Here is a 12,888-nt window from a genome sequence, read left to right as displayed (position 1 = left end):
ACTGTCAGTGAGTTTTTGCTCTGTCACACTGGCCTAGGAAGCTGTAGCGTTCAAAAAATTAAAATTTGATCCGTTAAAAAATTCCCGCTGTTTGAGTGCGGGCGAAATTTTGAACCGAAGCAGTAGTGAAGAATCCGCATGAGTTTGGGTATTTTAGGAGCAAGTTTTAATTTTTAGCGGAAGATTCCAGCCTTGAACTTTTGGTTCATTTTGTTTCAAGATAAAAGAACAAGCAGAAAAATAAAAAACTTCTTCATATTAACATTATTTTAAACAGAACCGGCGGCCTCTTTGAGGCCGCCGGTTTATTTTTGGTATAATCAATCAGATTAATTATTTACTTTCAGCGTCATATTTATCAACAACTTTCTGAGAAACCCCTGTATTACTGAAGCCCCCATCGTGGAATAAATTCTGCATGGTAACTTTTGTAGTGAGATCAGAGAACATGCTTACACAGTAGTTCGCACAGTCAAGCGCTGTAGCATTTCCCAGAGGAGACATATCGTCTGCATACCCTAAGAAACCACCGAAGCCTTTCACTCCGCTTCCTGCTGTAGTAGGTGTAGGAGATTGTGAAATTGTATTCACACGTACTTTTCTTGCTCCCCAATAATTTCCGAAAGATCTTGTGATGCTTTCCAGATAAGCTTTGTTGTCTGCCATATCATTATAATCCGGGAATGTTCTTTGTGCAGCAATATAAGTAAGGGCAAGGATGCTTCCCCACTCATTCATGCAGTCTTTTTCCCAGGCCACTCGCATTACTTTATGGAAAGAAACAGCAGAAATATCCCAGCCTTTTTCCAACCAGTCATAGTTCATTTCAGTATAATGCTTTCCTTTTCTTACATTTACGGACATGCCTATAGAATGAAGGATAAAATCTATTTTACCATATTTTGCAATAGCAGCATCAAAAAGTTTTTCAAGATCTTCCACAGAAGTAGCATCTGCACCTATCACTTCAGAACCTGTTTTTTCTGCTAAACCATTAAGTTCTCCCATTCTCAAAGCAATCGGAGCATTGGATAGGATAAATTCAGCACCTTCTTCATGACATCTTTCTGCAACTTTCCACGCGATAGATTGCTCATTAAGGGCTCCAAAAATAATTCCCTTTTTGCCTTTAAGTAGACCGTATGACATAATTTTTTAATGTTTATTTAAATACAAATGTAGCAATAATTTGTGTTTGCGACATAATAAAAATGGAGCCTTATTGATTTAAGACTCCATTTTTTTGAAAATATTTATATGACTGAAATTCTAATTGGTTTTCTTATTCCATTCTGCTTTTACATCTTCTGCTGCATCTTTGGTTTTTTCCCAGGCATCATTGGCTTTATCTTTAATATCATCCCATGTATCTGAAAAGTTGTTTTTCACTTTGTCTAGCCAATCTTCCTGAGTCGCTTCCTGATCATTATTTCTTTTTTCATTGATATAATCCTTTGCTTTATCCGCCAGATCTTCAATTTTCCACTTTGCATTGTCTGCTGCATTCTTTAAAGAATTTTCTGTGTTGTTTACTGCATCTTCCGCTTTGTTGTATTCTGAATTGTTCATAATATGTAATATTTTATTGTTGTGTACCAGTAATTAAACAAGAACCATTCCTAAAAACCGGAGCCACTGTTAAACTTTTCTTAATATTTTGTTATACTTTTCTAAATCAGCACTAACTTTAATTAAAAATGGAATGCCATGGAAAAAATACGTTGTCAATGGTGTGAGAAAGATGACCTTTACCGGAAATACCACGATGAAGAGTGGGGAAGACCTGTATATGACGACCCCACCATTTTTGAGTTTCTTGTGCTTGAAAGTTTTCAGGCAGGATTGAGCTGGTATACGATTCTTTCTAAAAGAGAAAATTTCAGAAAAGCTTTTGATGATTTTGATTATAAGAAAATTGCTCTTTATAATGAAGAGAAAATCGAAGAGCTTATGAACGACCCTGGAATTATAAGGAACCGGCTTAAAATAAAGGCTACAGTAACCAATTCACAGAAATTTCAGGAAGTACAGAAAGAATTTGGAAGTTTTTCGGTGTACATCTGGGATTTTGTTGGAGGAAAGCCAACGGATCATCAACCCCACGCTTTATCCGATGTTCCGGCTACTACAGAAATTTCAGACACTCTGGCAAAAGATCTGAAAAAAAGAGGTTTTAAATTTATGGGATCTACCGTGGTTTATGCACATATGCAGGCAACCGGAATGGTCAACGATCATATAGAAAGCTGTTTCATCAGAAAGTAAAAAATTCTGTTTTATTCAATTTTTAGTGATATTTTTTGTAAATAATATAATTAAATGTCTTGAAATTAAAATGTTAAAAGCTATTCATTGGCCATAAGGAGGGAATTGATGTTAGGTTAATACGGGGAAATGTTTCATTTAAAAGTGATTAAAGGATGGTTTACTCACTAACAAGTGTATTTATTATTGATTTAATAAAAAATATGGCATTTTATTAAAAATTTGTATATTTGCGCCCTCGAAAAATAAACGATCAGTATTACCGGTGATGCAAAACAAATTTAAACTTCAGCTCATTTCTCTTTTTTCATTCTTTACGATTTTAAATCACGCACAGGTGGGGATTGGAACTCCTAATCCAGACCCTTCAGCCATGCTACAGATCAATTCAAAGAATAAAGGAATGTTGCTTCCAAGTATTGCCCTTGCATCATCTACAGATCAGACTACGATTCAGAATCCTGCTGAAGGATTGATCGTCTGGAACAACGGATCGGGAACCTTAGCAGATACCGGGTTTTATTATTGGAGCAAATCCAGATGGAACATGATTTCTGCAAATGCCGGAAACGGAACCAGCGGCGGTGTGACTCCATTATCCGTATGGAATAACTCGGCAACCAACAGTGGGAACTCCGGCGGCGTGAATACGAATCTTTCTTTAGGAACCAATACCTCAGATGACCTGGTCTTTAAAGTGAATTCTACAGCAGTAGGAAGACTTGGGGTTAACAATTCAATAAGTTTCGGGACTGCAGCCAATGCGGCACAAAACGGTATTGCACTGGGGAATTCCAGCAGCGCTTATCAGGGAATTGCCATCGGAACCAATACTTCCGTTACAGCAAATGAATCTGTAGCATTAGGAGCCAATTCTAAAATTTCAGGATATCAGTCAACAGCGGTGGGCTTTAATGCTAAAGTAACCGTAAATGAGGCTACAGCATTAGGGAATTATGCCGATGCATCAGGTTTTCAATCGATTGCAGTGGGCTTTAATGCCAAAACAACCATCAACGATGCGACAGCTTTAGGGAAAAACTCCACGGCATCCGGTTTTCAGTCGACAGCGGTAGGGTACAATGCAAAAACAAATTCCAACAGCGAAACGGCGGTGGGATACAATACGATTACCAACAACCAGAATTCTACAGCAGTAGGATCAGGAGCCAATGCTTTGGGACAGTTTTCTACAGCTATAGGTTTTGGAGCTGCCACTTCACAGGCTAATGCCATTATTATCGGAAACAGTAATGCTAATGTTGGAATCGGTACTGGAATACCGAATACTTCAGTCAAATTAGATGTGAACGGACAGTACAAATTGGGTGAAAAGGGGAGTGTACAGAAAAATCAGATCAGTTTTGAAGCGTGGCCATCGGTTTCTGTCAATAACTTAGCTCCGGGAAAATCTGTAACCCTTGAAATTGCGATTCCTTCCAATGTACAGCCTGGTTCTACAAGAGCAGCGATTGTCGTTTCTCCTGCAGCTGATTTTGCGGGTAATACTTCTTTCTCAATTTCAAATCCCAGAATGACCTCTACTTCAAGTGTAATCATCAATCTGACCAATATTTCAGGAAATACGGAAAGCTTATACTCAGGGCATTTTTATGTGATGATTAATGAGTTTTAGACCTTAGATAGGTCAATTGTGAATGTTGCTTTGCAAGTGAATGGTCAATGGAATGAAAGAAAGCTTTTACTTTTGCTAACACTCTAACACTCTAACACTCTAACACTCTAACACTCTAACACTCTAACACTCTAACACTCTAACACTCTAACACTCTAGCCCAAAATCTCCTGAATCATCTCAATCTGTTCCGAAGTAACTACATTTTTATTGTAAGCCAGGTACAATTTACTGGACGTATTTTTTAAATTTTTACAAATCTGTTTTACTTTGTTTTGGCGAAGGTGCTCATCGGCAATATAATCCGGTACGATACCCAGACCATTCCCTACAGCCAGTGTATTGATCAATGCATGAAAGTCCGGAATAATAAGGTTGGGCTTGATATTAGGCCGTTTTTTAAAGTTTTCCTGCCAGAAATTTTTGATGAGAACCAAATCACTGCTGTAAGCATACCAGTTTTGTTTTAGGAGCCATTGTTCAATTTCATGTTCTGAAGCAGAAGATGTATGTTCAAGCGTGCTTGTGTCCACTGTAGAACTCGCAACCAGAATTTCTTCTGTGGTGAGAATTTCCTCATAGCAGATATTTTTTTCATGACCACAATAATCACTGATCAGAAAATTGAGGTTGCCCTGCATAAGATTATCTCTCAAAACAGGCAAATCATCAAATTCAAAAACCAGATTAGCCGGTGCTGATGCAACTTTAGATACCAGTTTAATATTGTAGTAATCCTGGGAAACCCCTATACACGTAAGAGGAATATCCGAATCCCGCGTATACCGGAATTCAGATTCCAGACGTTCCAGTCCTTCCAGAGGGCCTATCAATTGGGTGTAGAATAGTTTTCCATAATCTGTAGGAACCATTCGCCTTGGTTTTCTTTCAAAAAGTTTTTTACCGATATGCGCTTCCAGAAATGAAAGGTGTTGGCTGACGTTAGGCTGCGAGATCAAGAGTATTTTGGAAGCCTGTGTCAGGGTTCCTGTTTCATAGATTGCCTTAAATGTTCTGTACCATTCCAGATTTACCATGGTTCAAATGTATAAATTTATTTATATATAAGTATAATTTAACCTATTTATTTTATAGATAAAGGTGTGCTAATTTTGCCCTGTTAAAAATTAAAACAGTTGTAATGGGTATAATTAAACATTTTTGTGGTACACATAAGAATTCTCTCGGAGGTATATTGATGCTTTCATTCATGGTGTCTGCCTGTGCTCAGAAAGAGGAAAAAGGTAAGGAAGGAATACCTTCTATCCCGACCGTTCAGATCCGTAAGGAAGACTATCAGACCGAAGAGCATTTTCCCGGAGTCGTATCTGGCGTTAATAATGTGGAGGTAAGACCTCAGGTCTTAGGTTACCTCGACCGTATTTTGGTGGATGAAGGGGCGTATGTGAAAAAAGGGCAGTTGCTTTTTATGATCCAGGAAAAAACGTATCAGGAAACTTTTCAGTCTGCGGTCGCTTCCAAAGAAATGTCGCAGTCTGCTTTAAAAAAAGCGCAGATAGAATATGACCGTATTGCACGGCTGGAAGAGGCAAACGTACTTTCTGAAGTTCAGCTGAAAACAGTAAAGCAGGAACTGGATTATGCCAAAGCAGCTGTAAGAAAAGCAGAGGCTAATGAGAAACTGGCGTCTGTTAACAGAGGCTTTACCCGTATCACAGCACCCGTAAATGGTTATATAGGACGGCTGCCCTACAAAAAAGGCGCTTTGGTAGGTGGAAGCGAAACTGAGCCGCTGACTGTTTTATCCGATGTCTCGGATGTTCATGTTTATTTTTCGATGAGTGAGGCGGATTTTCTCCGTTTTAAGAAACGCTATAACGGGGCAAGTATTGAGGACAAAATAAAAGAAATCCCACCTGTAAAGCTTGAACTTCCTGATCATTCCTTATTTCCCGAAACCGGAAAAATAGATCTGATACTGGGCCAGTTTGACAGGCAGACGGCTTCCATCTCTTTCAGAGCAACCTTCAAAAATCCCGGCAGCCTGCTTCGTTCAGGAAATACAGGCCGTGTGATCATTCCTAAAAATTATCAGAACATTATCAAAGTTCCGCAATCGGCCACTTTCAAGATTCAGGATAAGACCATGCTGTATCTTATGGGAAAAGACCGGACGGTACATTTAGCACCTATACAGATTGTAGATAAGGATACTCACCATTATTTGGTTTCAGGTGGACTGAATGTCGGCGACAGGATTGTTTCCAAAGGGGCAGACCGATTGAAAGAAGGGCAGCGTATTAATCCAGTAAATGAATAAACAATGTTAAAAAATATAATTAAAAGACCGGTCACAGCAACGGTGATTGCATTTCTTATGGTTATTCTGGGAGTGCTGGCCATGATCAGACTTCCCATGGAAACCTTTCCGGAGATTGCACCGCCATCCGTAGTAGTAAGTGCAAGATATCCCGGAGCGAATTCTGAAACGGTAGCCCGGTCTGTGGCTACACCATTGGAACAGGCTATTAATGGGGTAGAGAACATGATGTATATGACCTCATCCTCATCCAACGATGGAAATTTAAATATTACTGTTTTCTTTAAGTTGGGGACGGATCCCGATGAAGCTGCTGTAAACGTACAAAACAGAGTAGCTCAGGTGACCAGCCAGCTACCCAAAGAGGTGATCAATAACGGGATCAGTACGGCTAAGCAGAATAACAGTATGATCATGATCATTGACTTTGAGAGTACCAATCCGAAGTATGATGCTACCTTCCTGAATAATTATGATCTCATCAATATTGTTCCTTATATCCAGAGAATTCCCGGAGTAGGTAAGGCTCAGGTTTTCGGAAGCAAAGACTATGCAATGCGTATCTGGCTGGATCCCGGTAAAATGGCGAACGCCAATATGGATGCCAAAGAAGTACTGGCAGCTATCGATAATCAGAATATAGAAGCGGCTCCCGGTAAATTTGGAGAAGGAAGCGACCTTTCCTTTGAATACAGTATCAAATACGAGGGGAAATTTAATGATGTTCAGCAGTATAAAGATATTGTGATACGGGCGAATAGTGATGGAACAGTATTGCGGCTGGGCGATGTGGCTAAAGTGGAACTGGGCTCCCTGGATCATGCTTATGCAACAGCACAAACACTCAGCGGAAATCCGGGCACGGGAGTCGCTATTTTTCAGACGCCCGGATCGAATGCCAACGAAATCCAGAAAGAAATCCTCAAATTCATGGAAAAAGCAGAGAAAGACTTTCCTGACGGGATTAAATATTATATTGCTTACAGTACCAAGAAATTTTTGGATGCGTCCATCAGTCAGGTGCAGAGTACTTTGATTGAGGCCTTCATTCTGGTTTTTCTGGTGGTTTTTATTTTCCTTCAGGATTTCCGGTCCACTTTAATCCCCGCTATTGCCGTTCCGGTTTCTATTATTGGGACATTTTTCTTCATGAGCATTTTTGGGTTTACCATCAACCTTCTCACCCTGTTTGCTATGGTTCTGGCTATTGGTATCGTAGTAGACGACGCAATTGTAGTGGTGGAAGCAGTCCACAGTAAGCTACATGGCAAAAATCAAAATGCGAAAACAGCAACGATTTCCGCGATGGGAGAAATTACAGGACCCATATTGTCCATTACCTTGATTATGGCTGCCGTATTTCTTCCGATTGGACTTATAGAAGGACCCGTGGGAGTATTTTACAAACAGTTTGCCTTTACTCTGGCTATTGCGATCGCGCTGTCAGCAGTTAATGCCTTAACACTTAGTCCTGCGCTCTGTGCACTTCTTTTAAAAGAGCATTATCATAATCCTGATGAAAATAAGAAAGGTCTCCAGAAGTTTTTTTACCTTTTCAATATAGGTTTTGATGCTGCCACCAAAAAATACAAGAAAGCCATTTATTTTCTGATTAAACGAAAATGGTTTGCTATAGCCGGTCTGGTTGTCGTGAGTGGAGCTGCTGTTTTTCTGGCAAAAAATACTCCGAAAGCATTTATTCCGACAGAAGATCAAAGTCTGGTAATGACTGCATTCAGCCTTACGCCTGGAACTTCACTGGAGCGGACGAAGGAAGTAACTTCCCAGCTTAGTGGGAAACTCGGCAAAATAGATGGAATGTATTACAATGCAATGGTTAACGGGAACAATCTTTTGGCCGGGACTGCTTCTCCTTCCTATGCTGCATCATATTCGATCCTGAAACAGCCGAAAGACAGGAAGGTGAATCATGATATCAATGTGATCATGGATTCCATACGCTATCATTTTGATCAGTTGCCGGAAGGGAAATCGCTTACTTTTTCTATGCCTACCGTTCCCGGTTTTGGAAACGTGGATGCACTGGATGTAGTGCTTAAAGATAATACGGGAGGAGACATTCAGAAATTTGCTACTATCACTGATGATTTTTTAAAAACCCTTGGACAACGAAAAGAAATTGCATCTGCATTTACTTCCTATAATGCTAAATTCCCGCAATACATGCTTGACGTGGATGCTGTAAAAGCTAAGCAGTTGGGTGTTGAGGTAAAAGATGTCATGGAAACGATGCAGGCTTATTTCGGTGGAACTTTCACTTCGGATTTCAACCGCTTTGGTAAATATTACCGTGTGGTAGTTCAGGCGGAATCTAATTTCCGTCAGGATGAAAAATCATTGAAAGAAGTATTTGCAAAGAATGCATCCGGCGAGATGGTACCTTTGCAGTCAATCATTAGCCTGCGGCAGGTTTTCGGTCCGGAACAGGTGACCCATTTGAATCAGGCTACCTCCATTAATCTGAATGTTCAGGCAGCAAAAGGATATTCTTCAGGGGATGCAATGAATGCCATCAATGAAGTGGCAGAGAAACTTCCGTCCGGATTTACCCATGAATATATTGGTATGGCTAAAGAAGAGAGCGAATCAGGTAATCAAACCGTGGTCGTATTTATCCTTTGTATTGTTTTTGTTTATTTTCTTTTGGCAGCGCAGTACGAGAGTTACATTCTTCCTTTTTCAGTTATTCTTTCACTTCCTCCGGGGATTTTAGGCGTTTTTGGTTTCATCAATATCATGCAGGTAAGCAATAATATCTATGTTCAGATAGGAATGATTATGCTGATAGGTCTTTTGGCGAAAAATGCAATCCTTATTGTAGAGTTTGCTCTTCAGCGGAGACATTCGGGGTGTTCTTTGGTAGAAGCTGCCATGCAGGGAGCGGCATCCAGACTACGTCCTATCCTGATGACTTCTTTTGCTTTCATTGCAGGACTGCTTCCACTGTTATTTTCGGGTGGAGCAACCAAACAGGGGAATCTTTCCATTGCATCAAGTACGATTGGGGGAATGTTTATCGGTGTGATGCTGGGGATATTTATTATTCCGGTACTGTTTGTCATATTCCAGTATCTCCATGAAAAATTATTTGGTTTAAAACATATTGATAAAACTCAAATTTCAACAGATCATGAATAAAATAGCCTCTATTTACATTGTTCTCCTGATTTCTGTCTCGCTTATGGTGACCTCCTGTGCTGTAACGAAGGAGGATTACAAGAAAAGACTTGACCTTGAGGGAAGTTATAAAAATACACTTCAGGAAAATGCTGCCGGCAAGGAAAAAGGAACTGCTCCGAAAGCATGGGAAAATTTCTTTACAGATGATTCGTTACGTTATGTGATCAAGGAAGTATTGGCTAATAATCTGGATTTGAATATGGCCCGTCAGTCCCTGAACATTTATAAAGAATACCAGAAAGAGGCTAATTTTGCAGGACTGCCTAATGTAAATGTACTTCTAGGCGGGAAGCTTGATTACTTTTCAGATAACGGTCTGTACGGAAAAAACGGAACCCAGCTGCATACAGTGCTAGGTTCCGGAAAGATCGAAGATTATGCTGCAACGGTTAATGTAGGATGGGAAGTGGATCTGTATGGAAAGACTAAAAACAAAAAGCAGATTGCGTTATACAACAGGTTAAAATCTGAAATGCAACTGAAGGAACTGCAGACTCAGCTGGTGGCTTCCGCAGCACAGACTTACAGCTATATTCAGATGCTGAATAACCAACTGCTCATTACCCGAAATAATCTGCAGCTCAGTCAAAATATAGCCAGAATGATGAATGTGCAGTACCTGAATGGAAACGTAACCAAACTGGCTGTACAGCAATCTGAAAGACAGTCTCATTTTGTAGCGGCTCAGATTCCGGATCTGATAAGTGCTGTTCAGATCCATGAAAACTTTCTCAGCCGTTTAATGGGAAAGAATCCCAAACCGCTGGAATTTATTTCTAAAAAAGATATCATTGATCGTCAGTCTGTTGTATTGGGAGTTCCTGCAGACCTGCTGTCCAGACGGCCGGATCTGAAAGGCAAGGAATATGAAGTGGAGATCGCATACGCTGAACTTGGAATTGCTAAAACCAATCTTTATCCCTCATTTAACATTACTGCAAATCAGGGATTGAATAGTATGCGAGTAAGTGACTGGTTCAATCCGGCTTCTTTTCTGTCTCAGTTTGTAGGTCAGCTTGCACAGCCTTTATTTAATCAGCGTCGTAACAAGACGGCAGTTAATGTAAAGAAAATTAATATTGAACAGAAAATTTTAGATTTCAAAAACGCCTATCTCATTGCTGTTAATCAGGTTTCAGACGCACTTGTTAAAATAGAGCAAATCAGGGAAAAGCAGAAAGTACTGGATGAAGAAAATAAAGTGCTTCAACAGTCTTTAAAAAACGCCCAGCTTTTATTCACCAACGGATCTGCGTTATATTTTGAAGTGTTAACCGTACAGCAAAACCTGCTGCAAAATGAATTGCAGACTGCAGAATTGCAGGGTGATCTCAATACATCCTTCATTCAGCTTTATAAAGCACTTGGAGAAAATACTCAGTGATTGGAAAGGAATTCTTAAAGTCAAACTGTTAATTCAGAATGAAATAATAAACCGGTGTTATAGGCATCGGTTTTTATAGTTAATAAGAGTGATAGCATTCATTTTTCATTAATCTGGTCACAACCTTTTAAATACAAGGAGAAGAAAAAATTGCCAACTCCATAAATTGATTTAATTTTGTTGAATGTCTATTCCGGTTTCTCCCTTAAGCATGGAAGAAAGGTTTAGATCATTAATGCAGACTCTTGAAATTTATGAAGAAAATAGGAATTATAGGCTTTGGTTGGCTGGGCTCCAAAATTGCTGATTCAATGGCGGGCAAATATCAGATGTATACAACGGCAACAACAAGTGATAAAGTTGCTGAGCTGTCTTCCAAGGGATTTAACGCCACTCTCGCCAGTTTCCCTGATTTTCAACTGGAGGAAAAAATCTCACAGTGGAATGCTATTAAAGATATGGATGTCGTGATCATCACGATTCCGCTTTCCGGAAAAAGCTGCTGTGCGAGTTCTTTATATAACAGAATTCAACATCTCCTGTCATTTGTCGGTAATTTTCACGGACAGATGTTTGTGATGAGCTCTACGGGAGTATATCCTGATGTTTCGGGTGAGTATGCAGAGGAAAGTCTTTCTTCAGATCAGGTTCAGGGAGAGAGAATGATTAAAAGTACTTATCCGCAGGTTAATATTTTGAGATTGGCTGGATTGATGGGAGATAACCGACTTTTAAAAAACTATACGATTTCAAACCTGGAAGCTCCGGTAAATCATATCCACTACGAAGATATCTGTAATGTGATTGAAGTCATGATTGAAAAAGGTTCAGAAGGAAAACTGTACAATGTGGCAGCACCACAACATCCTTCAAAAGCTCAGGTGATCAATGCTCAGAAAAATCTGCCACCAGCTGAAGAAGTAATAAGTGAAGGGAAAATCATTTCGTCTTTAAAACTGATCTCAGAACTGGATTTTGTGTTTAAACATCCTGATCCGAGAGCTTTTCATTAAGACTTATCAATAGTGAAGTTTTATTTGGTCTGCTGAATAGAATACATCCTGTTAGCATGAAAATAAGAATAAAATAAATCAGTATTGGCCAGCCAGTCAAAATTGAGCCCAAATTTTCTCTTGGATTCCGGAACATTCGCTTTGTTGTTTTTTGATCGTTCACTTTCATCAAATACGATACTGTTTTTGATGATTCTGCCGTCTGTTACGTGCATGAAATAATAATCAGCCGGAATATCTGCCCACTCAGAATGATGCTCGATAATAAAATTTTCAATATGATGGTCTTTTATCATTTTGAAAATATCCAGATCACAATGATCATTATCCCGGTCATAGGTGTAATTTTCAAAATTATCCTTAGATTCTAAGTGCAGGATATAATCACTTAAGAATTCAAAATCTTTTGCTTCACCCAATCCAAGATCACAGCAGATATTGAATGGAATAAAAGTAAAGCCACGCACTTTAAAGTGAACCACATTGTTGTTCAGCTTAATATCTTTATCCGTTATTAGGCATGTAATGTCCTGGCCCATGATATTATTTTAAATATTCTTTTTTTGAGCAATCGTAAGAGTAAAATTTCTCCTGAGATAGCCAATCGAAGTCAAGACCCAGTTCTTTTCGGTACTTTTGAGCATTAGCATATTTAATTTGTGGATTTTCATCGTCAAACAGTGAAGAATCCGTTGAAATAATTTCACCATTCTTTACATACAAAAAAGTATATTCAAAAGATCTCAGGTATCCTTTTTCAAACAATGATTCAAAAGGGGCATATTCCCATTCATAATAGTCTTCAATGATAAAATGATCAATCCTGTAATCTTCAATTAACTTCATCAAATGAGCCTCTGGTTCATCGTCTTCATCAAAGACAGCTTCTTTAAAATTTTCCTGAAGTTTTATGTGTTTAAAATAATCCTTCAGAAATGTAAAGTCTTGAGAGTCTTTAATGAATCTGTCAATAAGTGAAAAATCAACAGGTATGAAAGTAAGTTCATTTATTTTAAAATGAACAATAGTTTTATGGAGGTTAATCTCCTGTGGAGTTATGATACAAAGAATTTGCTGAGGCATTTTACGTAATAATCTTTCCAGTACA

At 39.0% G+C, this 12,888-nt stretch carries 11 protein-coding genes; 6 read left to right on the top strand and 5 right to left on the bottom strand.

Features of this window, described 5'->3' with window-relative positions; all coding sequences use genetic code 11:
• Positions 1-333 precede the first annotated feature (333 nt).
• Both LC419_RS15105 and LC419_RS15100 read right to left on the bottom strand, forming a co-directional pair.
• A complete protein-coding gene (locus LC419_RS15105) occupies positions 334-1,149 on the bottom strand; it encodes an enoyl-ACP reductase (RefSeq protein ID WP_223608144.1) in 816 nt (271 codons plus the stop codon).
• A gap of 120 nt (positions 1,150-1,269) precedes the next feature.
• Positions 1,270-1,569, bottom strand: coding sequence for a hypothetical protein (locus LC419_RS15100; RefSeq protein WP_223608143.1), 300 nt, complete (start codon positions 1,567-1,569; stop codon positions 1,270-1,272).
• Between the two features lie 138 nt (positions 1,570-1,707).
• On the opposite strand from LC419_RS15100, the gene LC419_RS15095 reads away from it, so the two are divergent.
• Positions 1,708-2,265 (top strand): DNA-3-methyladenine glycosylase I, encoded by a 558-nt coding sequence (locus LC419_RS15095; RefSeq protein WP_223608142.1) that lies wholly within the window; start codon positions 1,708-1,710, stop codon positions 2,263-2,265.
• A 268-nt stretch (positions 2,266-2,533) separates the two neighbouring features.
• Positions 2,534-3,901 carry a hypothetical protein gene (locus LC419_RS15090; protein WP_223608141.1) on the top strand — a complete coding sequence of 456 codons (1,368 nt, stop codon included), beginning with the start codon at positions 2,534-2,536 and terminating at the stop codon, positions 3,899-3,901.
• A gap of 155 nt (positions 3,902-4,056) precedes the next feature.
• Here the strand turns inward: LC419_RS15090 and LC419_RS15085 are convergent, their stop codons facing one another.
• The gene (locus tag LC419_RS15085; protein WP_223608140.1) at positions 4,057-4,938 is read right to left on the bottom strand and encodes a LysR family transcriptional regulator; all 882 of its coding nucleotides are present in this window, start codon (positions 4,936-4,938) and stop codon (positions 4,057-4,059) included.
• 104 nt (positions 4,939-5,042) lie between these two features.
• On the opposite strand from LC419_RS15085, the gene LC419_RS15080 reads away from it, so the two are divergent.
• The 4 genes from LC419_RS15080 (at position 5,043) to LC419_RS15065 (ending at position 11,780) form a co-directional block, all read left to right on the top strand.
• The gene (locus tag LC419_RS15080; RefSeq protein WP_223608139.1) at positions 5,043-6,182 is read left to right on the top strand and encodes an efflux RND transporter periplasmic adaptor subunit; all 1,140 of its coding nucleotides are present in this window, start codon (positions 5,043-5,045) and stop codon (positions 6,180-6,182) included.
• A gap of 3 nt (positions 6,183-6,185) precedes the next feature.
• Entirely contained in the window at positions 6,186-9,341 is a 3,156-nt protein-coding gene (locus tag LC419_RS15075; RefSeq protein ID WP_223608138.1) for an efflux RND transporter permease subunit, read from the top strand.
• Entirely contained in the window at positions 9,334-10,767 is a 1,434-nt protein-coding gene (locus LC419_RS15070) for a TolC family protein (RefSeq protein WP_223608137.1), read from the top strand. The genes LC419_RS15075 and LC419_RS15070 overlap by 8 nt, the downstream gene beginning before the upstream one ends.
• A gap of 254 nt (positions 10,768-11,021) precedes the next feature.
• Complete coding sequence (locus tag LC419_RS15065; protein WP_223608136.1) at positions 11,022-11,780, top strand: hypothetical protein; 759 nt, start codon at positions 11,022-11,024, stop codon at positions 11,778-11,780.
• Between the two features lie 20 nt (positions 11,781-11,800).
• On the opposite strand, the gene LC419_RS15060 is transcribed toward LC419_RS15065, so the two are convergent.
• Both LC419_RS15060 and LC419_RS15055 read right to left on the bottom strand, forming a co-directional pair.
• Positions 11,801-12,319, bottom strand: a complete 519-nt coding sequence (locus LC419_RS15060) for a hypothetical protein (RefSeq protein WP_223608135.1) — start codon at positions 12,317-12,319, stop codon at positions 11,801-11,803.
• A gap of 4 nt (positions 12,320-12,323) precedes the next feature.
• Positions 12,324-12,863: a hypothetical protein gene (locus LC419_RS15055; protein ID WP_223608134.1), complete on the bottom strand. Its 540-nt coding sequence runs from the start codon at positions 12,861-12,863 to the stop codon at positions 12,324-12,326.
• Between the last annotated feature and the right edge of the window lie 25 nt (positions 12,864-12,888).

This window comes from Chryseobacterium sp. OSA05B, assembly GCF_019970065.1.
Classification (GTDB): Bacteria; Bacteroidota; Bacteroidia; order Flavobacteriales; family Weeksellaceae; genus Chryseobacterium.
The sequence above is the reverse complement of the archived record's forward strand: the minus strand, read 5'-3'. Positions and strand labels throughout refer to the sequence as shown.